Here is a 25,947-nt window from a genome sequence, read left to right on the forward strand (position 1 = left end):
TTTTGCTAAGGCGGAACCACCAGCCGCCGGAGGAGGTATTTTTTCATCGCTCCATCCCGCGGCTCTTTTTCTTTACCGGCTTCTTATCCGGCAGATTCCACTCTTTCCGGAACTCTGCCACACCTTTGGGGTCAAATGCCTTCAGCTTCTCCAGATCAAAGGCAACAGCAGAATATTTTCCATAACCGGACTGAACCTGATAGGGAAGCACCTTCCCCAATTTGTTCTCTTTGATGAATCGCAGCAAATCCTTGCTGATGTCACCGGAAATAAACGCCTCTCCGGGGTCCAGGGAATATCCTGGTAGGTTCACCGTCATATCTGCAAACGCCTCTGCTCCATCTTCTGTATGGGTAATCATGCCGATATAAAGCCGCTGATTATTCGCATACATTCCAAGTTGCAGCGATATGGTTTCTTCCCCATATTCCCACTTAAAGGGTACTTTCTTTTCCTCATTCATATCGGATTCCTCCTATCGTATCTGTTCTTTGTGGTCATAAAACAAATCTCCATTTCTGACCTTTGCATGGCTGAGAATCTTGATCTGCCCATTTGCCTGACTGTCCAGAGCTTTTTCATAGCCTATATCTGACAAAAACAGGCGGGTGCGTTCTCCTTTCCAGCCAACCGGGGAGTCATGCGTCAGTACATCAAAAATAATCATGTGCCGGGTGTTCTCCGCAAATCGCTGGAGATCCATGTAGTCATGACCGTGATAGTTCTGCGCCCCGGCTTTCTGGCGCATTTCCTCCATCAGCTGCCCGATTGTTTTACCTTCCTGCATAAAACCCACTTCCTTTCCGTTCTTATGAGACCAGCAAGATCATCTCCCGCAGCTGAGCAAAATAGAGCTTGCCCTGGGGCGTGACCAGCGTGTAGGAACCGGTATGACCGTGGTTGCAGTAGTCTTTGACGCAAAACAGCCCTGCATTTTTCACATTGGCATAAGGCAGCACATTGCCGGATGCCGTGCGGTACACAAACCGCCGTTCTATCAGAAACCGAACAAACCGGCGCTCCGGGACATCCAACTCTTTGGCGGTAGTCCTGAGATTGGTGCTGTGCTTTAAGTCGATGAACAGGTCATAGAAAGCGGCTTTGCCCTCCAGCTGTGCATTTTCCTTACGCAGAGAAATATTCGCTTCACGCTCAGCCAACAAGTCTGAGCAGAGCTTCATCAGAGCCTCCGGGGAAGTGGCAACCTCCCACAGCTTCTCTTTTGTGAGATAGGCCCCGTGCTTACGAATAGTAGGCAGGACCTCATCGAATACCCACTGTTCAAACCGCTCTGCCGATGGCAATTTGCTGTGAACGATCAGGCGGTACAAATCTCCTTCGGGGATAAAAGTCATACTGATTTTGCGGTCGGGGCTTTGTGGGTGAGGTGCGTCGCGTTTCACGACATACCTACAATGGCGGATAATTGCATCGCGGGGATTGCTGTACCCCAGCGCAGCGGCCACATCCGTTCCGCAGAACAGGTATTTGCCGTTTTCTTCGATGACCCGGATACTGCCAAACTCCGGGTTTTTGAAAATTTCCATCTGGTTCATGTCGTGCCTCCTTTTGCATGATAAAAGGCGGCCTTTACCAGCCGCCTGCGTGCATATCGTGGTTGACCAATGAAGTGAAGTGATTGTTCATGGTGGTAGGCGCATTGAACAGCACTGCAAGCAGGTACTGCTTCATGTTGCGTACCTGGGTGGTATTCTTTTGCAGACAGTCCATGACAAACTCGATGTGGGAGCTGTCCAGTTTCAAAAAACGGGAACGCACGATCTCGTGAGGGAAGTCTGCCCCAGAGATCCGGGTGGTCTTTCGTTTGGCACAGACCGTTTCGACCAACAGCTCTACGATCTCATTTAGGTCATCCAGGTAGAGAGGATAACGCTGCTTCAAGCAGTCATACTCGATATTCTCCAAAATCAACTCCCGATAATTTTCTATCTCTGTGACAGACATCGCATCCCTTCCTTTCCGTTCCGGCGGTCTTGCCGCCGCTGTTTCCCGGAAGGGAATGGAATCGGTACTTGATCCATAAGTAATTGATTTTTCTGTATTTGATTTCTCTATATTTAATTCTGCGGGCTTTTCCATATCCGGTCTTACCATATCCGGGTTTTCCGTATCTGGTGAAGCCGTATCCGGCTGGGACATATCTGGCTGGGGCTGTTCATAGATGACATACTCGGTATCTGTAATCCGCCCACTTTTATCGCGTCTCTGATGGCGCACGATATATCCGGCTCCTTCCAGTTCACGCAGGGCAGCACCGATGGCATCCACGCCTTCCTTACAGATCTTTGCAAGGCCACGGGTAGTGTAATTCCAGTCCTCTGGCAAAGACAGCATCATGGAAAGCAGCCCCTTGGCTTTTAACGACAGATTTGCATTTCGTAAATGATGATTGCTCATCACGGTATAATCACGGGTCCGTTCAATGCGAAAAACGGCCATCGACCTCACTCCTTCCGAATTTTGGGTACAAAAAAACCGCAATCCTCATTTCAAAGAATTGCGGTGTTCAGCGCTTTTCAAATTTTCTTGCATAGAACCAAAACAGCGGCTTTTGGGGACGCGCCTCTGTAAATGGCTCCTCCTGGGCGAAAGGAAGTGTTTGCATCACGCGGTCAATATCCGTTGAATCCATGTCATGCTGAGATTTGCAATCTTCCCGGATTGCTTCTTGAATTTCCTTTACCGTACACATAGTCATTCCTTTCCTTTCGTTGTATGGGTTTATGAGCGGCGGCGTTTTCCCGGTTTGAAATCGAGGATATGTCCCTCAATCACACGAGCGTAACGCTTGATTTTGATCTCCCGGCGCTGTTGGCTTTGCAGGGCGGCCTGATACCCGTCCTCAGTCAAAAACAACCGCATTTCATCTCCGGGGCTGCCGTAAGCAGTGCTGGGACGCAGGACGGAAAACTCGATCATCCAGCGGGTATTATCCCAAAACCTCTCTACGGCGAGAATGTTGTGTCCTTTCAGCTCACGGGCTGAAATATCCCTCATAGGCGGCTCCTTTCATCGTTCCTGGTCTCTCTGACGCTTTTTCTGCCATGCCTCCAGCAGCTTGATAATGGTTTCCTGCATCCGCTGGGGCGTATAGCTTTTGGGGAAATATTTCCGCAAAGTGTCGGAGGTAAATGTCACTCGGTCCAGATCACTTTTCTTTTCCTCACCCATGATGACACGCATCATATCGAGGGTCAGATGCCCCTCCTGACTGTATTTTTTGAGCCGCTGAGCTTGAGAAAGAGAAGGGGTAGCCTGTTCGCTGTCCATCGCGTCCAACAGGTCTACCTGTTCCTCCTTTTTGAGAAAGGACAGCTCATAGGCAGGGTTCAGGGCAATCTTCTTTTCATCCACCATATCCATCAATTCAGGAATCAGCTCTGTCAGACGGATATAGCGCTGAACTTGATTTCTGCTTGAACCAGCCTGCTGAGCCAATATTTCATCGGCTCTCAACTTCGTCCCAACTTGGGACGAAGTTAAATCAACTCGCTCTCCCTGATGTTTCATGGCATCCAGCTTCATCTTGTAGGCAAATGCTCTTTCACTGGGGAGCAGACTTTCTCGTTGCAGGTTGCTGTCAACCATAATGATCGTGGCGGCATCATCATCCAAATTCCGAACAATGACCGGCATGGTCTCCTTTTCTGCCAGCTCACTGGCTCTGTGCCGCCTGTGTCCGGCTACCAGCTCATAACCGCCCTCCGGGTCCGGTCGAGCAATCGCCGGAACCAGAACGCCATACTGCTTGATACTGTCTGCGGTCTCCATCATGGCTTCGTCATCCTTGACTTTGAATGGATGCCCTTTGAACGGGTGCAGTTCCGACAGCGGGATTTCTACTACTTTTTCTCTCTGAGCATCGGCACGGCTCTCCTCCGTAGAAAACAGATCATCTACCGATGCCAGTTCTACTTTTTTCGCGCTGCTTTTCAAGTTTCAACACCTCCTTCGTCAGATTTCGATACCCCTCTGCCACCTTACCGCCAGGGTCATGGACGAAAATGCTTTTTCCCTCTGCGCTAATTTCCTTTGCACGGACAGAGTGTGGAATCTCCGTTCCAAAGACTTTGATTTTACTTCCATAGGTGTCCCGCAGCAAAGCAGCAATCTCTTTGGCAAAGTTGGTGCGGTTATCCACCATCGTCAGCAGTATACCGTCAATCTGGAGCTTTGGATTGATCTGCCGTTTTACCTTGCTGACCGTAGATAAAAGCTGTTCCAGTCCTTTGGCGGGCAGATACTCTGCCTGAACGGGAATTATGATCCTGTTCGCAGCCGCCAGCGCATTGACCGTAAGCATCCCCAACGAGGGCTGACAGTCAATCAGGATATGGGAATATTGTCCCTTCAGTGTGTCCAGATATTGCCGTAAAACCGTTTCACGGCTCATGGCGTTTACCAGAGAAACCTCCATACCGGAAAGCTGAATATCCGCAGGCATCAGGTCAACGCCTTCTGCATGATGCAGAATACCTTCTCCGGGGCGTATAGGCTGATCCATCAGAATTTTGCCCATTGCATCCGACAGTGTAAATGGCAGCTTGTCCGGTTGCGGATTTCCCAAGCTGATTGTCAGACTTCCTTGTGGGTCCCCGTCGATCAGAAGCACTTTCTTTCCGGCCTGTGCCAGACCTATTCCCAAGTTCGCACAGGTTGTTGTTTTGCCAACGCCGCCTTTCTGGTTGGCGATGGCGATGATTTGCGTGTTCAAATAAACCTCCTCCTTCTACAAAAAATATCCCTATTCCGAAAAATAGGGATGAAAAAAGCCGCTTACTCAAATAAATGAATAAACGGCTATGTAAGAAATATTCGATTGTAAGTAAAGTTTTATATCACTGCAAAATAACGAAGTGCATCTTTGATTGCTTCTACCTTTTCTGGTGTCGGATGTTTCCTCGGCTGTTTCAATTCTTCTACCGCATTAGGAGCATCATACATCGGCAATCCCAAATTTCGCTTTACCTCTGCGATATATGCGGTATGTACCTTGAAGCCGTATTTCGCTTCTATGTACTCCTTAATCATTTTGTAGGTCACTTTTTCTTTGGGCTTATACGCTTCGGCTCTTTTAGCAATACTATCTACCGGAATCTTGCCCTCGCCCTCTCCAAACTCCACATCAATGTGGATATAACTGTCGGCTTTTTTGTGGGATAAAAGAACTACCGTCTCCACATGTGTTGTCACTAACATTGGAATACACATCCTTTACCTTGTCACTGACATCGGAACACATTTTTTTCGCTTTGTCCACGACACCAGCAGATTTTCCAAACCGCTTTTTTGCATTTCCAATTTCGTTTTTAAATCCTGTTTTATATATGAAAGTAATTTTATAGGGATCTTTTTCTCCGTATTCATCGTAACCGCCAACGATTACCTTTTCAATTATACTCTCAAATATACCTCTGTCAAACTCCTCTAACACCTCATTTTGAGACAGTGCTTTCTTAAAATCTGCGATTCTCCTTTGCAGAGAACCTTCTTCATCCGCCTGCTGTTGAAAATACACCAACTTAGCTTTTGTATTGCTTAAATCTGTCTTAAGGTTTACATCTGTTTCTTCATAAATATCCTTTTCAACAATGCCGCTCAAATAATTATCCAAGAGCTTCTTTCTCTTATATGAAAGATTATCAATCTTTTTTTGCAGCTTATTCAACTGATCCTCTGTAGAATTTTCTTCAAGCGCTTTTTCCGTACGTTTCAGAAATTCTTCTATTACATCTTTATTATCTCTACAAAGCATCCGATATGATTCCACAAAAGCTTCTTCTATTACCTGCTCCGGGATTCCTTTACTATCCGGACAGAACCGCTTCCCCTCTTTGGTGGCCTTCACACACTGCCATATGGTTTTCTTATACTTTGAATTGCTGTGCCAACGTCTGCGTGAAAGATTTCCCCCACAGAACCCACATTCCAACAAACAGCTGAAAGCATACTGTCGGCTGAATTTCTCCCGTTTCCCCGGTATAGCACCATGCTTACGGTTTCCGTTTCTGCGGCTTCTGATCTCCTGTGCTCTCGCAAACATTTCTTCAGAAATAATCGGTTCATGGTGATTATGTATGTAATACCGATCTTCCTCCCCTAAGTTCTCTAATCGTCTTTTTGAGATAGGATCGACTGTAAATGTTTTTCCCAGCAAAATATCGCCCTTATATTTTTCATTATTTATAATTCCCATGATACTGGATGACACCCAGGGATTTCCTTTTATTGTCATTATCCCCTGTTCATTTAGCTCTCTGGCTATCATAGTGCTTCCAGCTCCCGCTACATAACGTTCAAATATATAGCGGACAACCTTTGCCCCTTCTTCGTTAATGGAAATAGATTTTGTAGCCACATCATAATCATATCCCATACACCCCTGAAAACCAACAAGCTCTCCCCGTTTCATTTTCATCTTTAATCCCTTTTTCACATAAGCAGAAGTATTTTCGACTTCCTGCTGTGCCACAGAACTTAGGATTGTCATTAGAAATTCACCATCTTTTAAGGTATTGATTTTTTCTACCTCAAAGTAGACTGCGATATTTCTCTCTTTTAGCATACGGACATATTTTAAAGTATCCAGCGTATTTCTAGCAAATCGTGGGATACTTTTTGCGATGATTAAATCAATTTTCCCATCCATACAATCTTGAATTAGCCGTTGAAATTCATCTCTTTTATCCGTTTTAGTTCCTGTAATAGCTTTATCGGCATAAACACCTGCAAAAACCCACTCTTTGTTATTTTGAATGAGATCTGTATAATATCTCACCATAGAATTATAACTTTTTATCTGATCCTCATCATCCGTACTCACACGGCAATAGGCAGCAACCCTCAACCGTTCTATACGCCTTCTGGAAGAACCGTCAGAAAAGTCATTTGCCTTAATCAACTCTATTTCCATTTTCCGCTCCTTCATTTTTGTATTCCTATCGTAGTGTTGAGTTTATTATAGATCAGCACAAACGATTCGTCAAGCGGTAATATTGGAAACGACACCATAATCTTTCATCAGTCTTTTCTGTATCAACAAATACTCATTTTCGTCTATCAATTTTTTTGTTAAAAGTTGCTTTAACATAGCCAACTGCATTGTATATCGCAGTAATTTTTTTGTATCCATTTCATTCTCCCCTTTCATCGCAAAAAATCCTGCAGGCGGCTGTGGGGGAACAGCCTCATTGGTATCTCACCATCTTTTCAGACCGGAACAGCCTCTCCGGAAGTATCATTATTAGAAACAGAATCTTCGCCACAAAGTTCCCACCCTCTGCTCATAGCATGATATTTTCTCGCTCCTATCCATCTTCAATTTCTCTCCTGTCTATATGTACAAACTTTACGACATGATGTCGCAAAGTAAGCATTGATGTTGAATCATCCTGGCGTATCTGCTACCCGGCTCCACTGTTTCTTTACGTCCTGCAGGTTAAAATATTCACTTATCAAGGTACAACGCCTTCAAAGGCAGGAATAGAAAGGGAATATTCCTGCCTTTCAACTTAAAGCCGGATTTTAAAATCCAAAATTTTCGTAATCAGCTTTGTCTCCAGCCGCCTTTTCATATATTCATCGGTCACATAATGGATTCTCCCAAATTCATCCTTGTATTCTCTCCTGCATTCACTTTTGATAAATGGCTGAAAATAGGAAAGTATCTGATTGATTGCTTCGGCATCACCTTCGATAGCTGCCTGGATAACTTCAAACTCCGGCATCTTTCTGTATTGCTTTGATTTCATATGTAAATCACTCCATTAATTTTCTCAAAAGCCTTAAAGAATCATCTTTATGATAATGGATGGTACTCTGTACCAATTTCAGACAATCAGCGGTTTCTTTCTCTGTCATATTCAGAAAATAAAGCATCAGAATAATTTCCCGCTTTTTTACAGGAAGTTTTTTTAGTGCCATGCTGATCCACTCGTCACGGACAGGCACCTGCCTGCCCATAACGGTGAAATAATCTGCCATATCATACTCGTCACAGCTATACAGAGCATCCAGATCTTTCTGCAGAAGTTCAGAAAAAGTCACTTCCCGTTCTCTCTGTCGTTCCAGCTCATCAAGATAATTCAGTGCCTCTCCATGCAGAACTTTGATGCAATAAGTGCAAAATTTTCTCTGCACGATTTCTTTTTCCTGACGGTTCAGTTTCAAAAGGGATCACCTCCCTTCTGCTTAAAGCCGTAGTAAAAGACTCCTGATCCTCCCTTTCACAGCGAGGACAGAAGAGAAACCGATAAAAAATCGAAAAAGCGAAAAAATATTTTAAAAAATTTTTCTCCAACTTCTCCAAAACCTTTCATCAGAATTTTTCTCTGATGATTGGAGGCCCACGGTTTCGTGGTTTATGGAGAAAGTTCCACAAATTTCGACAAAAAATAACGCCAGGAAGTTTTTTAAGCTTCCTGGCGCTGCTTACTAAGTTTTGAACACATGAAATTTTATGCCAACAAAATAGGTATAATAATACTCTTTGAAAGATATAAGGCAGCCCACCCGCAGACAGAGTTTTTTTAATACTTTATTTAGACTAAGACTTTGCCTTTTCTTTAAAACAAATACCACCTATATTCCTTCCAACGGCAGAACATAGATGGCCATGAAATACAAATAAGCCATGCTGTGAAAAGCCGTTTTTTTTTATTGCCTTCCGCATGGCTACATTTATTTCTTTTTATATCGGCATAATATTGCCTATTATATACGAAACATTATGTTATGTTAAAACCAAAATCGGCAAGATAAAATAGATATGAGGTGAATGATTATGCCGAAAGACAAGCTGAATTATCTAGGAAACTGTATTCGTCAGGCAAGAAAGGATTGTAATCTTACGCAACAAGATCTCGCAGATCAGTCCCATGTGGCGATTAAAACAATCCAAATGATTGAAAAAGGAAAAATAAATCCTTCCTATGAGATTCTCTATCCCTTAATCAAACGTCTTGGTATTTCTGCCAATACTTTGTTTAACCCGGAAATATCTGATACGGACGAAGAGATCCAGCGGTTCATAGGAAAATTCCAAGCCTGTATCCCTGAAAACCGCAAAATTCTATTAAGCACACTGGATTATCTGGCGGAGCAACTCCTAACGCTTCAGCATAATCACAGTGATAATTCAGAGTGAAACCAGTAGGGCAAAGACTCATCTTGTTACTTCTAGTTTCCTTTGCTCTATATCCCATTATCGAAGTTTTTTAGATTACAGTTCTTTACAATCTGTCACATAACCAAACAATGCTTTGCATGAAAAATAACCCCGATACTTTGAAAAGAATCCAGGTTATTCTTTGATACTATTTTTTTCTACACCATATTTTACTATACCCATGCACTGGGAGATAAATACAACTAATGCTGTCAATGCGATCAGGGACACAATTTCATCCATTCTACAGACAGTACAACATCCTGTAAATATCAAAATTCCAACAATAATTTTCATTGTCACCTTTTTGCAATGTATCTTCTCCTCGCTGTCAAGTTCTCGGCTGATACTGTCTACCGGAGCCAGCTTCCAAATCAAAATAAATATTACTATAATGATAGTCCATGCTCCCCATATAGGGAACCGGAACCTAGCGCTAACCAGCAAAGCCGCCGTCTGTACAGCCACCGAACAGAAAAAACATGCACCAAAGCTATTCAGATGAATCCCTCCTGCATAGGTGCGCAACAACATAAATATCCCGGTAAAAACAATAAATTGTGAAATCATATGCAGATATATCGCTATGCCTAAACAGAATGCAAAGCAGCACAACATTTCCAGCCCTATCTGAAAACCATATTGATATACTGCATATAATTCCTCAGAAACTACACCGGCATTGATAACATACGCCGTCAGTTTTTCCGATAGACGCTTCATATTAAAAACGCTTCATCTTTTTCAGCGCCTCCGGCATCTTTGGCTGATGATAGATATAGCAGCATGCGCTGTCTGCTGACATTTTACCAAGTTTCAGGGATACATTAGCCAATGCTTTTGCTGACTGATTCTTTACTTTTTTTAATTTCATAATAGAAATCTCCTTTCATTTGATATTCAATACTTTAACACAAAAGATTCATATCTTTTTTCTCTTGTAAAAAAAACGAGTGTTCATGTAATTTTTTCCTAAAAATATATTTATACGAAAAAAGCAATGATCTATCCAGATCACTGCTCCTGTTTGAGGTTATCTATTTCCCGACAGCCCCTTTTTTCCAAAAATTCATATTTTCTCAAATACCAGCCCCATAGAAAAAGTTCCTCTATCTTTTTTGCATACTTCTGTAAGTTGTCCGTTACTTCTATATAATCAAAGATCCCTGCTTCCAGTACTGAAAAAATATCCTGCGCACTTCCTTCCTCTATAACTGCAAGAATTGGTACTAATTGTCCCAATTCCCCTTTTACCTTTACTATAAATTCAAAAGTGCTTTTTTTCATCTTTGCTCTGTCAAAGTACATAATAACAACATCCGCAAATGGATACCTGTTTGTTTTCAAATTGTGATAAGTCCGCCTTACCAACTTATATTTTCCTTCTGTTATTCGTTTTGTAATATCAAATAATTTCTCATCATCACAAAATAACAATACTGTCTCCATATTAAATCCCCACAATACCCAAAACACCAATCTATTATTTTATATTACCACTTTTCCCCCCTTACAATTTTTCATGTAATAATTACGAGTGTTGATGTAATTATTCCTGGTTTCCATATAGTAATATGCGGATTCCAAACCGCTCAGACACTGAATCATCAATCACTACAGTTCCATTATATTTTGCAGTCGCTCGGTATACAGAGGACAGTCCAACGCCGTGATTTCCTGCATCAAGTTTTGTTGATTTCAGTCTCTGGTTTTTTGTTTTGATCAATTTACCTTTATAACTATTCGTCACAAATATCAACAGATTATTTTTGTCATACTTCATCCTGACCTTTATATATTTCTTTCCATCTGCCTTTTGTGACGCTTCTACAGCATTTTCCAATAAATTTCCAAGAATCAGACAAATATCCGCTCCCCTAAACGGCATGATCATGGGGATACATATATCAACCCTAAAATCTATTCCCATCTTCTGAGCGGTTACATACCAATAACCAAGCAACGAGTCAATTACAATATTCCCACTATTCGAAACGGTGGCAATTTTCATTCCACTCTCACCCAAGACTTCATGGACAAAACCAATAATCTTTTCACAATCTCCATTTTCTGCATAAGCAAGGATTGATACAAGATTGTTCTTCATATTGTGCCGTACATCCCGCAGCTGAAGAGTAGAAAGTTCCCTTTCCTGCTGATGCCGTTCGCACAGATCCAGTTGTTGTTCATATACTGCTGTCATCCTTCTCAGTCGCAGATCATCTGCCAGTTTCATATAAATATAGAATATCAACACATTCATCCCCAACAAAATGATTACTGTAATTGCGGAATTAATGCGGGCTTGATTATTATTTACCGAAAAACCAAGCATAAATATATTGTTCATAATATAGATGCTTCCTATCGGAATTAAAACGAGCATGATACTATTTCTGACCGGGAGTTCTTTTATCTCATCGTCCATAAATACTGCTTTCAACGCAATAATCAATACTAAGAAAAAGGTCTTTGATATCAGTGATCCAAGCGGCTGAACATAGGCATATTTCTCACAATAAATCATCAGGATGTAATTGCACAGCGTTTCCATGAACATCCAGATTGCATTGAAAGCAATCACAAACACACACTTGTTCCACCACATCCCTTCATAAACAATTAAAACTGCGAACCATGTAACAATAATCGTAACCACAATATTAACATACACGGGAAAGTTGATAATTGTAGATATTCCCATCTGCCATAAAACAAATACCACCAAACCAATTACTGATAATCTTTTATCTTTTTTTCTTTTGAAAAAAATGTCAAAATAGCAAAAGAACAGATATACTGCATAAAAGCTCAGTAATATATCGGCCCCATAACCTAGAATGCTATTCACCCACATAAAACGTATCCTCCATCGAGCAATACTGCTCACTAATCATCTTTCTTCTATCCTCACTAATGGAAATCTTCTTCTCATTATCCATAACTACAAAATCATAAGACTGTCCCTTTACATGTTTATAGTTTACAAGATAAGACTGATGGACACGCAGGAACGATACTTTACATTCTTTTAAACTATTCTCTATCTCGTTCAATTTTCCATATAATTCAAAAATCTCATCTTCCGTCACAACATGCACTTTCCGCTTATCACTCTCAAAATATAAGATATCCCGGATGAGCACCTTATGGTTGATACGCTGGTAACTGAAACGGAAGTAAAAATCTTCACTGCATATGTCTTCGTAGGCATCCTTAAAACATTCCTCCATTTGGTTCTCATTTACCGGCTTTACCAGAAACCGGAACGGCCGGACCGTAAAAGATTCCTTCATGTGGTTTTCATGGCTAGTAACATAAATTATCAAAACATTTTTATCATATATCCGAATCCTTTTCGCTGCTGAAATCCCATCTTCTTTATCCATTTCAATGTCTAAGAAAATAATGTCAAAACTATCGCCTGATGCCACGGTATCCGCTAGACTTTTACCATTCCAGAATACCTCTATATCTGTATCAACATAATTTCTTTTTGCAATATTCTGGATCATCATTTCCATCTGCCCTGCTATTTGAATATCATCGTCACAAATTGCTATGTTCAGCATTCCTATTCACTCTCTTCTATTTCTCTACTGTCTGCATATTATCCTTTTTTCGCTTGTCACTTGTTTTTTTAACTGTTTGAATAATTGACCATATCATTTCCTGATCATATGAATCTAAGTCCTTATAGACTTCTACCAGATCATAGTATGCATCCAGTGTTTCATTTACTTTCATTTGTCCCTTTATATCCCTTTTTACATCTGAAACACCCAGCAAATAATCTGTCGTCACATTAAAATACGCAGCTATCTTCTTAAGAATATCCACCTTAATTAAAGTAACATCCCTTTCATATTTGCTAAGCATCTGCTGTGTTATTCCTAATTCTGCCGCAAGAATTTCCTGTATTACTCCCCGTTTCTGACGAAGCTGTTTGATTCGACTCTCCATAGTTGATTACCTCTTAATCATATTGTAGTTATATGCTACCCTAACTAGCCGACAACAATACAAATAATAGAGGTATTCAATTACATCATTTTATCGAACAAAAATGAGCAGCGCTAACGCACTGCTCACCTCCTAATCATGCAACCATATAAATTGTGTTTCTTCAGAACAGATGTCCTGATAAATAATATCTGCCATTTCATCTTCTGACCTTTCACTATTCTCTTCTCCTATTGCTCTTCCCACTTCGTTGTTATGTAAATCCATATCCCGATGTGCTGTTTTAGGATATCCATCCGATTCATTACCGGTGACATCTTTATCTTCATGAGCAGTCGCAAATAATTCAGCCTTTTCCGATCCGATAAGGACTGTCATCTCTGCATTCCAAATTCCATGTCGAAATGCATCGCTCCGATCGCCCAAACCGTTACAGCCAAATTTTCGTTCTGTCTGCTCTGTTGCAATATTTCTTGCAGTGTTCACTTTTAATGCATCAAAAGGATAACGAATACAAAGAGTTTTTTCAGAATCCGTAAGAGCATTCCATATATCTATGATTCCTCTCTCTTCAAGAGAAGATGAATGCCTATTGTCCATCAATTCCAGGATTTCATCCTCAGATAATCCAGGATTCTCAGATTTGATAGTTTCGATTTCATTAATCATTTCTTCGAATGCGGATTGACTTATGCTATCAGACACAGTTAATTTCTGATTACCATTGCTTGCAAAGACTGTTAACGGCGAGGCAATTCCCAGTGTTCCAACTAATGCCAAAATAAGTAATAGATTTTTCTTCATAGTTTCCAATTACTCCTTTCACTTACTTCAAATACCACTTCAAAACTGAAAGTGTCACTTTTTTTAATCTGTTCATTATTATATCTTGTATTTTACTCTTTTTTTTAATCATGTAATTTTATCGAGAACTATTGTAATTATTTCCAAAAGGTATCTCCTTAATTATTCCATCTTGCTGGGATAACAAAATCATTTGTTATAATTCGCAATATTAAAAAACATGAAAAAATCCCTTGAGATTGTCTGGTGATATAATCACATATCTTAACAGACCAACCATTTGAAGCTCTATAATAATTTTCTGGGCACTCATTAAACTCACTTAATTGGATTGGAGTTTTGAAACTCATAACATCATTCCTAATGAATAAGGGAAAAAACTCAGCTATTTATTAATGAATTAATGTGCGGTTAACATTGTCCAAAAAATAGTTGACATCAAATGAGCTGCAATGAAATCCGGATTCAGTCATTTACATCTGAAGTGTGCCAATCAGTATAGATTAAATTACTTAACTTTACCATTTATAAATGCATTGTATGATTGTAGACTCTCCAGTAACTGTTCATGAGATCCTTGATAGACTTTCCGATCTTTTATGTATATAACTTCGTCAACATAATTGATCATATTGAGTTTGTGAGTTGAAATTAGTACTGTCTTTTTTTCTAATAATCCTCCTTCTCCAATAAGCGCTTTCATAATACGTTCCTCATCAACTACATCAATGTTGCTGGTCGCTTCATCTAATAGATATATATCTGCATTTTTAACTAAACATCTAGAAAGACATACCCTTTGTTCTTGACCACGAGACAGATTTTTGCCTTTTGATATTTCGGTTCCCCAGTTATGTGGTTGCATTTTCACTACTTCATCTACTCCTGTAGCATTACTAACTGCTAGCAATCTTTCATTTGTACATTTTTGTCCCAACAATACATTTTCCAAGATTGTTCCATCCATAATTGTCGTATCTTGATCCAAATATATAGGTTTTTGAGTGCTGCTTAGATTAAATGACACCTCTCCTTGATAATCATTTAAGAGATTTGCTAATATTTTTAGCAATGTGGATTTTCCACTTCCAGACACTCCGACAACAGCATATTTTTTCCCTTTTTCAATTGTTATATTTACATTATCAAGGCATTTAAAACTTCCGTAATGATAAAACATATTTTTTACTTGAATTTCTATATTATTATTGAGATTTTTGAAATGTCTCTCATTATCTCTCATAAACTCATCATCTATTAATTCTTTTGTTTTATCTATATTAGGTAAAACAGTGTAAATTGAATTACAAGCCTGACCAATAACCACAACATTTTGAACTACTAAATAGAGTAAAGGGAGCAAAGCAATCTGACTAAAAATACTTTTATCTTCATTACTAATAATGCTAATTATACTTACTGCTATAGGAACTATATATGTGAAGATATTGGTTATAACACTCTGAATACTTTGTATAATAACCAATTGTCCATAGCACTCTGCTTGCGTTTGATTTTCGTTGTGCCATTTATCCATAAATATTTTTTCAACATTTAATACCTTGATCGTCGAAATGCCCCGAATTATATTTTCACTTGTCGTATTGAGTTGTATTATTTTTTGCGTATATTTATTACTCTCCATATACGCAATTCGACTGATCCCGATGTAGGTAAACAAATACAAAAGAACGGCCAATAAAAAAATGGTGCCTAAAAAAAAGCTTTGCACAAATAGTATTCCTTGAACAAAGACAATAGTACAGAGAGCTATAAAAGAGGGAACTAATTTCAGTAATAAAGCATCCTTAATAGTGCCTCTTGCATTTATACGGTATAATAAATCTCCATTACTTCTAAAAGAAAAAAACTTGAAATTTTTATCCATTAGTTTATCAATCAAATTGTTACCAAAAATTTGTTCATAAAGTATATTAAATTTTTTTGTAAGAATTCCTTGTAAAACACTGCCCACACCAAGTAATAAAACTGCCAATAATATTAAAACAACAAGTTCATAATATGTCCCACCCTCACCCACTACAGAATACATATAAGAATAAGACATCGCTACAATTTGTGTAAAAATGGATGCTACGAACAAACCAATTAGTATGCGGACAATTTTTTTATTTTTAAAAGGAGACAAAATATTTGTCTGATATGATTTTACCTGGGTGCTAGTTAAATTAGACTTTTGTATTTTTATAACTACCCCACTGTACATTTTGCTAAACTCATCAATTGTATACCCTATTCTCCCTATTGCAGGATCAATTCCTATTATACGGTTTTTTCTTACTTTGTTGATCACTATAAAATGCCCATTATTTACATATGCAATTAGCGGAAATTGGGTTTGATTTAATTTTTCTTTATCCAATCTATATCCATTGACGGTGAATCCAAATTCTTCTAGTGTCTCCTTCAATTGCAATACTGTACTTCCAGCCATAGAAAGTTCAACTTTTTCTACTAGTTTATAAACCGGAATCTTACAACCATATGTTTCCATTATCATGGCAGCACAAGCTAATAAACAATCAGATTGATTTGTTTGTAATATAACTTTCAAAAGAATCACACACCTTTCTAAATAGTTTCGATTGACAAAATTGAAGGATTGTTTAAGTTTTCAATTCTATTAAGTAAATATTGAATCCCAGCCTCGCCTACCATATATCCGATAGAATTTATTGCACCAGGAGCACCGATACAGCTATATCCATATTTTTCCCCTTTATTTTTTATTTTTGATATGTAATCGCTTATTTTTTGATCATAGCCAAATATTTTCATATAGGAAATAAGGAAATCTACAAAAGCAAAATTGCCATGGCATAATGAGTAATTCTGTGAATCCAAAACTCCGGAAGTGATCTGTTTTTTGTATTGTTCCAAAATCATGGTAAAATTAGATTCTCCTATATTTAATTCATCGGTAAGATTCAGGTTTTTCCATATCAAACGCGAATACATAATACCTAACGATCCATGACACCAATAGTGAGAATATTTTTGCTCATTACTTCTCATATCCTTCCACAAAAAATTATTAACATGTAATGTTTCCTCGGCTTTAACGAGTTCTGATATAAGACTCTTTGTTTTTATCGTTTTTTTAATTTTATGCATACACATAACAGAAGTCAAAACACCTGAATATCCGTGTGCAAAACTGGCAAAGTTAAAATTTTTTCTCATTAAATCAATTTCAAACTTTTTTTCAAAAAAATCCCTAATGAGGCTGATGATCTTCCCTGCATTATCATCTATTTTATATCGACCATAATAGTAGATAACTGCCGAATGGATTCCAGAAAGAGTATCATAAATACTTGTTTTTGATATATTATTTTTTATGAGAAATACTATTTTTTCAATAAAGTATTCTATTTCATAAGTGTCAATTATATTTTTCTCTTTAAGTTGTACTAGAAATGCATAGATTCCTGTAAGCCCACAAAAATAAGAAATGTCATATGTATCGAAAACACCAGCATTAAAAGCCTTAACGATTGTATAATAAATCCTATTTATTTTTTCCTTAATTTGTGGACTTTTATTTTTATCATATTCTGAAAGATACATATAACCAACGCCGATAATTCCTGAATATATCGACCAATCTAAAATAGCATACTCTAATTGCTCTTTGTCATTAACCATCAGACCTATCCAACTAATCGTCCCATCATTCCCATCAATGCAAGTTTTATTTATGTTTTCTAGAAGTAATGGACTCTTATGATCAGTCATATACTTTTTAATACTTTGATCCAAATTTTTATATTCAATTCCTAAAGCAATATTTGTATTGATAGAATCAAATATAAGTTGTATTTGTTCTACAAGTACAGAGTTCATTGTTTGATACTGAATTATTTGATGAAGTCTTTCTGTTGTAAATACTTGTAAATCTGTGATTCTTTCAAGCTTATCATTTAAATATCCATAAACACCATTAATCTCTTTTTTCCAATAAAAGCTTGGGATATTTCCTCTACGTAATTCCTTTACCTCATGTTCATAAACATTGTTATTAAATTGATTATTCTGTTTTAAGGTAATTAATAACCTTTCAAATAAGTTAGGATTATTTCTGTATCTTGGATCACTCTTAATTCTTAAAATTTTCGAGTACCCTTTTGTCATATTAAGAATTATTCTAGATTCAACTATTTCCATATTATCTAGAATATAATTAATAAGTTCTACCTTTATTTTATTAAAAATGTCCATGGCTTCTTTGAAGCCTTCAGCTATTTGATTGCTAAAACACATAGGTTCCACGTTACGAGATGGTAAATGTTTATATTCTCTTATAATTTCATATTCAGAATAAATATACATGTCATCACGATATTCATTTTTTAATTTTTCAATCTGCACTTTTATACCTTTATTGGATAAACAACTTACATCTCCTCCGAAATATTCTGTCATCGAAAAAATCGGAACCATGCCAGTTGCCATTATTCCATATAAAAGTTTTCTAACTGCCTTATATTGAGCATTGTAATTAAACTCATGTGTTTCGAAAAATAAATATGATGAAAAAATGGTCTCAACATCAGTAATAACAGGATATTTTCCACATGCAATAAGATTTTCATAATGTAGATCATTCATTCCTAAAATATAGGCTATAAATAATAATTTTCCATAATTATAGTAAAATTCTTTTATTTTATATTCATCCTTTAGTTCAATATGTTCTACAAATTTTATCCATGCTCCTTTTGTTCCAGCCAAAGTGTCATACTTGTCAACATATTCATTTTCAAAGAAGTAAGCCATAATACCTTTTAGAAAAGTTATATTATCGCCTCTAGTTGGTTTATATACAATTTTTTTCCCAGATTCAAATTTGAAAATTAATACACATTTATCATTATGCCAATCTCCGCCATTCTTAAGTTCGACTAATATATCATCATCTGAAATAAAAAAATAATGATATATCTTCTCTTTATCGAGTTGAAGCTCATTTAAAATTTCAGAAATATATATACATTTTCCTGCCAATTCCGTGTATAATTGTTCTTTCATATTAGGAAATGTTTCATTCATTACATTGATACACTGTTCAGTTTCACTAAAATACAAATAACGCTCTTCAGGCGTATTTCCAATCAACTCCCCATCCAAGCGTTTAACATTCATGCAATAAACCAATGACTTAAAGACTTTTTGAAATATTTCTTTCTCAATTATCCTTTTTAAATAGATAATATTATTGCTATTTATATTCACATTTTTATTTTTTTGTAATGTACTTATGATGAACTCGAAAATATGATCAATGTAGACACCGCAAAATCTCTTACCCATATATTTACCTCCAAAATAAATTTTGTCGTATATTAAATACATAAAAAATCTAAGGCATATACGTTTCAGGAAAACTTATGCCATTAATTCAACAGGTCGCCTAGATTTACTGTCTTTCTAAGCGACCTGCTAGTTAAATCTTATTTGAGTATTATTATGATACAGGTTTTATTAGCAGCATGTAAAAATGAACTGCCATGTATTCATGTTGCACTCATGGCTAATTGTTCTGAAGACGCCATCGCCGCCACCCAGAATCTGCTCCAGTTCTGATTCTTCCATAGGATTAGTAAGGTTTAATACATCATTTCTCATATTCTTTTCCTCCTTATTAGCAGCATGTAAAAATAAACTGCCATGTATTCATGTTGCACTCATGACTAATTGTTCTGAAGACGCCATCGCCGCCACCCAGAATCTGCTCCAGTTCTGATTCCTCCATAGGATTGGTAAGGTTTAATACATCGTTTCTCATATTTTCTTCTCCTTTCATCTCTCAAATAAGATTCTGGCAATATAGTAACATATACATCGAGCTAGATTTGCATAGTGTAATATTATCTTATTTTCATGTAACTTTTTCCTTAAAAGGTAAAATCTACTACTGCAATCATTGCACATCGTTTAAATGAGGTATTCTATTTCTAGGCTGAAATGTATCCGAATCCGTAACTTGCACACAAAAAGTGATTGTGATTATTCCATGGATACTATTCAACAATTCAGTCTGCATAGCATATGAGAACATGTCTTCTCCAAAATCTGTTCCTATTTTCTGAATGTGTTTCCTTAAAGAATTTCAATGGTTTATAAAGATTATTAAGAATGCTCTTTGATTACCCAAAAGTCCATTTACCGGCATGTGAATTTCATCAAAACGTTTTTTGCTTAGTTTTCAAACAGAAATTATGGCAATTCTGTCAAGCGGTTCACGTTCAATTAACTTGAATTCTAATTTTGGGGCTATACTAAAGAGAATAGAAGAATCAGGAGCATTAGTAGTATCATATAAAACGCCTCCTATACTAAACTGAGAGTGGTGTTGTAAAGCAACCTCAGAGTTTAGTATAGGAGGCATTCCTAATGGACATTTAAAGTTTATCGTACATTGTATTCTGAATGTTAATAATTTCTATGACGAAAGGCAATACTCTTTGCACATTTCATGCTCATAGCAATATACCATATCTTTAAAGAATGGTATTGTTTTCAAGAATCTAAGAATAAACTATTATAACCAGTTTAATAAAAAATGCAAAATTAATCCATATTTAAGTATAATCTGACCTTTTGAAGGTTGTGATGAAGGGTTTAATCTTTTTGCTTATCTCGGAAGATTGGTTTTACAGGAATTTAAAATCTCCCTTTTTTCAGCGCGGAAAAATTAAAGCAGCTTCGCATCCATGTAGAGAAACATTAGCAAGTTTAAAACTACCATTATGAACTGCTGCAACTTGTTGGACAATCAGCAATCCAAGCCCATGCCTCAAATCAAGCCGATCATCTATGCTTTCCATATAATGCGGTTTTTCTTCCAACTCTTGCAGCTTTTCCTCAGATAACCCTGTTCCGTTATCTGTAACCGACAAGATAAGCTGACTTTTTGACACTGCAAGAGAAAGACAGATATCACAGCCCTGCGGATTGTGTTTCATGCTGTTCTGGACAAGATTGTTCACAGCCCGTGAAATCAATCTGGCATCACATTCCAAGACGACATTTTCGGAGTCAGGGGCAATCTCAATTTCTATATTGTAGCTATCAGGGATTCCCGTGTTCAATAGATCTGCCACATAAGTTCGCAACAGCTTCGATAAGCGAATCACCTCTTTATGAAGCGGCTGCATCTCATATTCCAACTGCGATACTAAATTCAAATCCTGTACCAGCTCTTTGATTTTTACACTTTGCTTCCGTACTATTTCCGCCTGTTCCCGAATGCTCTTGCTGGCAGCTTCACTTTCTGCGATACGGCCCGCATATCCCATAATCATGGAGAGCGGTGTACGGATATCATGGGAAACGCCGCTGATCCAGTTCGCCCTTGCTTCATTTTGCCTATTCAAAATGGAAGAAGCCTTGTTTACGCTGTTTGCAATTTCCGACAGTTCTCCGCTGATATGAAGTGAAACCGGCTTTCCGTCTGCCAGAGTTTCCACAGCGGATACAATCGGTTCGGTATTGTGAACGATTCTGCGTTTGGAAAAGTAATAAGCTAAGAAGAAACATAGCACATCCAATCCCAGCATTCCCGTAACAAAGATGGGAAGCCGTCGAAGTGCCGCAATGGAATAGTAATTGCTGGTGAGTTTTGTATAGCTGTCTGTGGGATAACCCAACACCAACAGCCCATCATCGGTGTTCCATACAAAAACCGGGTAATCCTCAATATACCCTTTTGAAAATAGTGCGACATCTTGAATGGTGTAACTTTCTGGCACATTGTCCGGCAAATCAACCGACCAATAACATTGTCCATCTGCGTTCAGGTAGATTGCCCAAATATGATTCTGCCGGAGTTTTTCCACTACATCATTCGATAATTGTTCCGGCGTAGCGGCAGCAGCAGTCATTTCCAACATAAATTGCGGGGATGAATCTCCATAATCCTCGGTTACGATCTTTTGAAATGTCAGACCGAATATCACCGCGTTAAGAAACAGCAGTATCAAGATAAAGACAGCGAACGACACAAGATATTTAGATATATAACTTCCGAATGATCTCATGGCATCACTTCCTTGCTATCAGCTTATAGCCCAAACCTTTAATGGTTATCAGGGACACGGGTTTTGATGGATCGGTTTCAATCTTTTCCCGGACGCGCCGGACATGGGCATTGAGGCTGTTTTCGTAACCAAAAGGATTGTCTCCCCAGAGGGCTTCACAAAGCGCATCTACGGTAACAATCTTTCCAGCATTACGAGCAAGCGTTTCAAGTAAAATGTGTTCTTTGGCTGTCAGGGAGATAATCTCGCTGTCCTTATGGACTTCGGCCCGGCTGAAATCAATCGTACACCCATTTAAAACAAGCAGAGGCGAATCCTCTTTGTAGGTTCGCCGCAGCACCGCATAGATACGCAGTAATAATTCCTGCGGCATAAAGGGCTTTGAAATGTAATCGTCTGCCCCAAGCCCCAATCCTGATAATTTGTCTGCTGCCTCGTCCTTTGCTGTTAGGAAAATGATCGGCACATTGGTAAAAGTGCGGAGCTGCTGCATCAGAGAAAAACCGTCCCCATCCGGCAGCATAACATCCAAAACAATCAAATCAGGAGTTTCATTTTTTGCTGTCATAACGGCTTCTTTTACCGACATAGCGGTTAGGATAGTTTCAAATCCCGCATCTTTCAATATATCTGTTACCATATGCAATAACTCCTGCTCATCATCTACTAACAGAAGTCTTTTACTATGCAAAAAAGAATTATCCATAGCATTCTCTCCATTCATCATTTTTTCTCAATTATATCACAATAAGATCATCCTGCGAATTCGTCCTGCAAAAAGTAAGGTAAAAGTAAGGATAAGAGAATGTAAATGTCAGGTTGAAGTTATATCATAATAACACCGAAAGGAGATGTTTTTATGGATTATATTATTACAACGGAGCAGTTGACGAAAAAATACAAGAACTTTACTTCAGTCAACAGTGTTTCGCTTCACATTCGCAAGGGCAGCATTTATGGTTTCCTCGGCCCCAACGGTGCGGGAAAATCCACGACCATGAAAATGCTACTGGGCCTAACCGCACCGACAAAGGGCAGCTTTACCATTGATGGGAAACATTTTCCGAATGATCGGATTGCTATTCTTAAAGAGATCGGCTCTTTTATCGAAGCGCCATCTTTCTACGCAAATCTCACCGGGCGGGAAAATCTTGATATTATCCGCCGCATTTTGGGACTTTCGAAAGCCGATGTGGAAGATGCTCTGGAGCTGGTAGGACTGACCGAATTTGGCGACCGGCTGGCAAAGAAGTATTCGCTCGGAATGAAGCAGCGATTGGGCCTTGCCGGGGCGCTGCTGGGGCGTCCACCGATTCTAATTTTGGATGAACCCACCAACGGCCTTGATCCGTCCGGCATCCACGAGATCCGTAATTTGGTAAAATCCTTGCCCGACCTTTACGACTGCACGGTGCTGATTTCATCCCATATGCTGTCTGAAATTGAATTGATTGCGGATGACATTGGAATCCTCAACCACGGGCGGCTGCTGTTTGAGGGCAGCATGAATGATCTACGTCAATACGCCATGCAATCTGGCTTCGCTGCAGACAATCTGGAAGATGTGTTCCTTTCTATGATTGAGAAAGACAACATGAGCAGAAAGCAGAGGGCAAAATTATGAAAACACTGTTAATCGAACTTCGGAAAGAAAAGCGAACCGGCGTGATTCCCGTGCTGCTAGCTGTTGGTATCTTGGGAGCCGCCTACGCATTTGTCAACTTCCTCGTGCGGAAAGACACACTTCTGAATCTGCCTCTGGCCCCGATGGATGTCTTATTAACACAGCTCTATGGTATGATTATGGTGCTGAATTTGTTCGGTATCGTGGTTGCTACTTGCATGATCTATAACATGGAGTTCAAGGGAAGTGCCGTAAAAAAGATGTATATGCTTCCCGTCAGCGTCCCGGCCATATATCTGTGCAAATTCCTGATTCTGACAGTCATGTTTTTGATTGCAATCATGCTGCAAAACCTAGCACTTGCACAGATTGGCATGACAGATTTGCCAAATGGAACATTTGAAATGAGTACACTGGTACGCTTTGCCGGATATTCTTTTCTCACATCCATGCCGGTACTATCGTTTATGCTGCTGATTTCTTCGCGCTTTGAAAATATGTGGGTGCCGCTTGGAATTGGCGTCGCCGGTTTTCTAAGTGGTATGGCCCTTGCAAATTCGGGGCTAGCGCTTTTGCTGGTGCATCCTTTTGTGATTATTCTGAAACCCGCGGTTGCCATGAACGCCCAGCCTGATCCAACGGTTGCCCTTGTCGCATTGTCGGAAACACTGTTGTTCCTTGCTGTGGGCTTGTGGCTGGCAAAGTACAAACGCTACGAGTAAGGAGGGATAATAAAAATGAGCTTTTGGGATTTACTTAAAATCGAGTTTATGAAAGTAAAACGTTCCAAAATCATACCCCTGATTTTCATTGCACCTTTATTAGTGGTGGTTTCCGGTGTTGCGAGTTTAAGCAATTACTTTACACCAGAATACACCAATGCATGGCCTGCCATGTTCATTCAAAGTGCGCTTGTTTATGCCTACTATCTGCTGCCGTTCAGCATGATTGTAGTCTGTGTAATGATCACAGGGCGTGAAACAGGAAATAACGGGATTCTGAAAATGTTGGCGTTGCCAATCAGTCGCTACACACTTTCCATTGCTAAATTCTGTGTACTTACCTTTTATCTGTTCATGGAGATGGTAGTGTTTCTTGTCGTGTTTGTAATTGCTGGATTGATTGCAACACAGACAATGGGAGTAACAGAAACCTTGCCACTCCTGTATCTTCTGAAATGGTGCTTAGGGCTGTTTCTAACCATGCTGCCATGCATTGCAGCTATGTGGGCCATCACCGTGCTGTTTGAAAAGCCGCTTCTTTCTGTCGGATTGAATTTGCTGCTTGTGATTCCCGGAGTATTGGTTGCAAATACGCCGCTGTGGATCGTCTACCCGTACTGTTACAGCGGTTATCTCGTTTCCTGCTCTCTCCATGACTTTACAGCAGAAACTTCCGATGCCGCTTTCTCAATGTTTCCGTTCCTGCCGTGCGCGATAGTCGTGTTTGGTCTGTTTTTCGCGCTGGCTGTCACCCAATTTGGGAAAAAAGAAATGAGGTAAGACTATGGAAAAGAAAAAACTTCAATCAGTTAGTATCGCTGCGCTTATTGTGAGCATCCTTCCGCTGGCAGCTCTTGCCCCGTCGTTCCTGCACCTTTCGCTATCGGACGGAATCCGAACCGCTTGGGCCGGGGCCAATATCGTTTTTGTCCTGCTGGGCCTGATCCTTTCGGTGGTATGTGTGCGGAGCAAGGAAAGCCGCAGCGTTATCAATATCGCATCCACAGCGATCAGCGTTTTTTGGGCGCTGCTGATGGTGGGAATTGTTGCGCTTGCCATGTTCCTTACTTTCGTTCAGTGAGAAAATTGCTATGCGGAAAATTATCGGATGCTGCCTGGTTGCTGTTTCTTTGTTATCCTGTACTGCCTGCTCCGGCCTCAATAGGTTAAGTGAAAATCTCAAGGATGGAGCAGAGCAGTTAAGTGACGATGTGGTGATCGGGATAAGCAATGCTCTCATAACGCCTTATCAGTCCTTTGAGGGTAGCCGGACTTCGGACAACGATGCTTTTCGAGCCACCTATAACGCTTCTGTAACTGGATTTAACGGACAGGATATTTTAGTTGCAGACACTAAACTCAAAGAAAATGAGTGCCGTAAAATTGTGATCCGATACAAGTTTGATTCTCTTGATGGGGACTGTAAGCTCATTTACATCTCCCCAAACTTGAAGGAACAAGTGCTTTCTGAATCTGCCAGCGGAAGCGTTACCGTTCAGCTTCAAACAGGAGCAAACTACATCGGAATCACCGGCACAGACTATTCAGGAGCTATCCATATTACCGTGGAATAAGAGGTAGAAT

At 39.2% G+C, this 25,947-nt stretch carries 31 protein-coding genes and 1 pseudogene; 6 read left to right on the forward strand and 26 right to left on the reverse strand.

What is annotated here, in order from left to right; translation table 11 throughout:
* Positions 1-43 precede the first annotated feature (43 nt).
* From DWZ44_RS04035 to DWZ44_RS04095, 13 genes and pseudogenes are all read right to left on the reverse strand, one after another.
* Positions 44-463, reverse strand: a complete 420-nt coding sequence (locus DWZ44_RS04035) for a DUF4313 domain-containing protein (RefSeq protein ID WP_055658165.1) — start codon at positions 461-463, stop codon at positions 44-46.
* 12 nt (positions 464-475) lie between these two features.
* Positions 476-787 carry a DUF5720 family protein gene (locus tag DWZ44_RS04040; protein WP_025487374.1) on the reverse strand — a complete coding sequence of 104 codons (312 nt, stop codon included), beginning with the start codon at positions 785-787 and terminating at the stop codon, positions 476-478.
* A gap of 22 nt (positions 788-809) precedes the next feature.
* Entirely contained in the window at positions 810-1,556 is a 747-nt protein-coding gene (locus DWZ44_RS04045; RefSeq protein WP_117499049.1) for a BRO family protein, read from the reverse strand.
* A 34-nt stretch (positions 1,557-1,590) separates the two neighbouring features.
* Positions 1,591-2,460, reverse strand: a complete 870-nt coding sequence (locus DWZ44_RS04050) for a DUF6017 domain-containing protein (protein ID WP_110104043.1) — start codon at positions 2,458-2,460, stop codon at positions 1,591-1,593.
* 67 nt (positions 2,461-2,527) lie between these two features.
* A complete protein-coding gene (locus tag DWZ44_RS04055) occupies positions 2,528-2,719 on the reverse strand; it encodes a hypothetical protein (RefSeq protein WP_006775626.1) in 192 nt (63 codons plus the stop codon).
* Between the two features lie 23 nt (positions 2,720-2,742).
* Positions 2,743-3,018 carry a DUF5720 family protein gene (locus DWZ44_RS04060; RefSeq protein ID WP_006775625.1) on the reverse strand — a complete coding sequence of 92 codons (276 nt, stop codon included), beginning with the start codon at positions 3,016-3,018 and terminating at the stop codon, positions 2,743-2,745.
* Positions 3,019-3,030: 12 nt separating this feature from the next.
* Entirely contained in the window at positions 3,031-3,957 is a 927-nt protein-coding gene (locus tag DWZ44_RS04065; RefSeq protein WP_117499051.1) for a ParB/RepB/Spo0J family partition protein, read from the reverse strand.
* Positions 3,914-4,735, reverse strand: a complete 822-nt coding sequence (locus DWZ44_RS04070; protein WP_055228680.1) for a ParA family protein — start codon at positions 4,733-4,735, stop codon at positions 3,914-3,916. The genes DWZ44_RS04065 and DWZ44_RS04070 overlap by 44 nt, the downstream gene beginning before the upstream one ends.
* A 119-nt stretch (positions 4,736-4,854) precedes the next feature.
* Positions 4,855-5,211 (reverse strand): annotated as a pseudogene (locus DWZ44_RS04075) (23S rRNA (uracil(1939)-C(5))-methyltransferase RlmD); the annotation flags it as partial.
* A complete protein-coding gene (locus DWZ44_RS04080) occupies positions 5,147-6,934 on the reverse strand; it encodes a recombinase family protein (protein ID WP_117804335.1) in 1,788 nt (595 codons plus the stop codon). The gene DWZ44_RS04080 and the pseudogene DWZ44_RS04075, both read right to left, overlap by 65 nt.
* A gap of 69 nt (positions 6,935-7,003) precedes the next feature.
* Positions 7,004-7,153 (reverse strand): SHOCT domain-containing protein, encoded by a 150-nt coding sequence (locus DWZ44_RS04085; protein ID WP_117804336.1) that lies wholly within the window; start codon positions 7,151-7,153, stop codon positions 7,004-7,006.
* A gap of 379 nt (positions 7,154-7,532) precedes the next feature.
* Positions 7,533-7,772: a helix-turn-helix domain-containing protein gene (locus tag DWZ44_RS04090; RefSeq protein ID WP_117804257.1), complete on the reverse strand. Its 240-nt coding sequence runs from the start codon at positions 7,770-7,772 to the stop codon at positions 7,533-7,535.
* 7 nt (positions 7,773-7,779) lie between these two features.
* Positions 7,780-8,190 (reverse strand): sigma factor-like helix-turn-helix DNA-binding protein, encoded by a 411-nt coding sequence (locus tag DWZ44_RS04095; RefSeq protein WP_117804258.1) that lies wholly within the window; start codon positions 8,188-8,190, stop codon positions 7,780-7,782.
* A gap of 613 nt (positions 8,191-8,803) precedes the next feature.
* Between DWZ44_RS04095 and DWZ44_RS04100 the strand changes: the two genes are divergently transcribed.
* Positions 8,804-9,166, forward strand: coding sequence for a helix-turn-helix transcriptional regulator (locus tag DWZ44_RS04100; protein WP_117804259.1), 363 nt, complete (start codon positions 8,804-8,806; stop codon positions 9,164-9,166).
* Between the two features lie 156 nt (positions 9,167-9,322).
* Here DWZ44_RS04100 and DWZ44_RS04105 read toward each other — a convergent pair whose 3' ends face one another.
* The 13 genes from DWZ44_RS04105 to DWZ44_RS04165 all read right to left on the reverse strand — a co-directional run bounded on the left by DWZ44_RS04105 (position 9,323) and on the right by DWZ44_RS04165 (position 22,723).
* Entirely contained in the window at positions 9,323-9,910 is a 588-nt protein-coding gene (locus DWZ44_RS04105) for an accessory gene regulator B family protein (RefSeq protein WP_117804260.1), read from the reverse strand.
* 1 nt (position 9,911) lies between these two features.
* Positions 9,912-10,061: a cyclic lactone autoinducer peptide gene (locus DWZ44_RS04110; RefSeq protein ID WP_117804261.1), complete on the reverse strand. Its 150-nt coding sequence runs from the start codon at positions 10,059-10,061 to the stop codon at positions 9,912-9,914.
* Between the two features lie 140 nt (positions 10,062-10,201).
* The gene (locus DWZ44_RS04115) at positions 10,202-10,636 is read right to left on the reverse strand and encodes a hypothetical protein (protein WP_117804262.1); all 435 of its coding nucleotides are present in this window, start codon (positions 10,634-10,636) and stop codon (positions 10,202-10,204) included.
* A gap of 100 nt (positions 10,637-10,736) precedes the next feature.
* Complete coding sequence (locus DWZ44_RS04120) at positions 10,737-12,044, reverse strand: sensor histidine kinase (RefSeq protein ID WP_117804263.1); 1,308 nt, start codon at positions 12,042-12,044, stop codon at positions 10,737-10,739.
* Entirely contained in the window at positions 12,031-12,759 is a 729-nt protein-coding gene (locus tag DWZ44_RS04125) for a LytR/AlgR family response regulator transcription factor (RefSeq protein WP_117804264.1), read from the reverse strand. The genes DWZ44_RS04120 and DWZ44_RS04125 overlap by 14 nt, the downstream gene beginning before the upstream one ends.
* Positions 12,760-12,775: 16 nt before the next feature.
* Positions 12,776-13,150 carry a helix-turn-helix domain-containing protein gene (locus tag DWZ44_RS04130; RefSeq protein ID WP_117804265.1) on the reverse strand — a complete coding sequence of 125 codons (375 nt, stop codon included), beginning with the start codon at positions 13,148-13,150 and terminating at the stop codon, positions 12,776-12,778.
* A gap of 132 nt (positions 13,151-13,282) precedes the next feature.
* Positions 13,283-13,954, reverse strand: coding sequence for a DUF6973 domain-containing protein (locus DWZ44_RS04135; RefSeq protein ID WP_117804266.1), 672 nt, complete (start codon positions 13,952-13,954; stop codon positions 13,283-13,285).
* A gap of 508 nt (positions 13,955-14,462) precedes the next feature.
* Positions 14,463-16,529, reverse strand: a complete 2,067-nt coding sequence (locus DWZ44_RS04140) for a peptidase domain-containing ABC transporter (RefSeq protein ID WP_158565822.1) — start codon at positions 16,527-16,529, stop codon at positions 14,463-14,465.
* A gap of 17 nt (positions 16,530-16,546) precedes the next feature.
* The gene (locus DWZ44_RS04145) at positions 16,547-19,288 is read right to left on the reverse strand and encodes a type 2 lanthipeptide synthetase LanM family protein (RefSeq protein ID WP_158565823.1); all 2,742 of its coding nucleotides are present in this window, start codon (positions 19,286-19,288) and stop codon (positions 16,547-16,549) included.
* Between the two features lie 171 nt (positions 19,289-19,459).
* Positions 19,460-19,603 (reverse strand): lacticin 481 family lantibiotic, encoded by a 144-nt coding sequence (locus DWZ44_RS04150; RefSeq protein ID WP_117804269.1) that lies wholly within the window; start codon positions 19,601-19,603, stop codon positions 19,460-19,462.
* A 16-nt stretch (positions 19,604-19,619) separates the two neighbouring features.
* Positions 19,620-19,763: a lacticin 481 family lantibiotic gene (locus DWZ44_RS04155; protein ID WP_117804269.1), complete on the reverse strand. Its 144-nt coding sequence runs from the start codon at positions 19,761-19,763 to the stop codon at positions 19,620-19,622.
* A gap of 895 nt (positions 19,764-20,658) precedes the next feature.
* The gene (locus DWZ44_RS04160; protein ID WP_117804271.1) at positions 20,659-22,017 is read right to left on the reverse strand and encodes a sensor histidine kinase; all 1,359 of its coding nucleotides are present in this window, start codon (positions 22,015-22,017) and stop codon (positions 20,659-20,661) included.
* 4 nt (positions 22,018-22,021) lie between these two features.
* A complete protein-coding gene (locus DWZ44_RS04165) occupies positions 22,022-22,723 on the reverse strand; it encodes a response regulator transcription factor (RefSeq protein ID WP_117804272.1) in 702 nt (233 codons plus the stop codon).
* A 153-nt stretch (positions 22,724-22,876) separates the two neighbouring features.
* On the opposite strand from DWZ44_RS04165, the gene DWZ44_RS04170 reads away from it, so the two are divergent.
* The 5 genes from DWZ44_RS04170 to DWZ44_RS04190 are packed head-to-tail and all read left to right on the forward strand — an operon-like array spanning position 22,877 to position 25,937.
* Complete coding sequence (locus DWZ44_RS04170; RefSeq protein ID WP_117804273.1) at positions 22,877-23,641, forward strand: ABC transporter ATP-binding protein; 765 nt, start codon at positions 22,877-22,879, stop codon at positions 23,639-23,641.
* Positions 23,638-24,363: an ABC transporter permease gene (locus DWZ44_RS04175; protein ID WP_117804274.1), complete on the forward strand. Its 726-nt coding sequence runs from the start codon at positions 23,638-23,640 to the stop codon at positions 24,361-24,363. Before DWZ44_RS04170 ends, DWZ44_RS04175 begins: the two co-directional genes overlap by 4 nt.
* A 15-nt stretch (positions 24,364-24,378) precedes the next feature.
* Entirely contained in the window at positions 24,379-25,143 is a 765-nt protein-coding gene (locus DWZ44_RS04180) for an ABC transporter permease (protein WP_117804275.1), read from the forward strand.
* A gap of 4 nt (positions 25,144-25,147) precedes the next feature.
* The gene (locus DWZ44_RS04185; protein WP_117804276.1) at positions 25,148-25,444 is read left to right on the forward strand and encodes a hypothetical protein; all 297 of its coding nucleotides are present in this window, start codon (positions 25,148-25,150) and stop codon (positions 25,442-25,444) included.
* A 10-nt stretch (positions 25,445-25,454) separates the two neighbouring features.
* On the forward strand, positions 25,455-25,937 hold the full coding sequence (locus DWZ44_RS04190; protein ID WP_117804277.1) for an anti-sigma factor: 483 nt from the start codon (positions 25,455-25,457) through the stop codon (positions 25,935-25,937).
* Positions 25,938-25,947: the final 10 nt, after the last annotated feature.

The organism is Blautia sp. AF32-4BH (assembly GCF_003460565.1).
Taxonomy (GTDB): domain Bacteria; phylum Bacillota; class Clostridia; order Lachnospirales; family Lachnospiraceae; genus Fusicatenibacter; species Fusicatenibacter saccharivorans.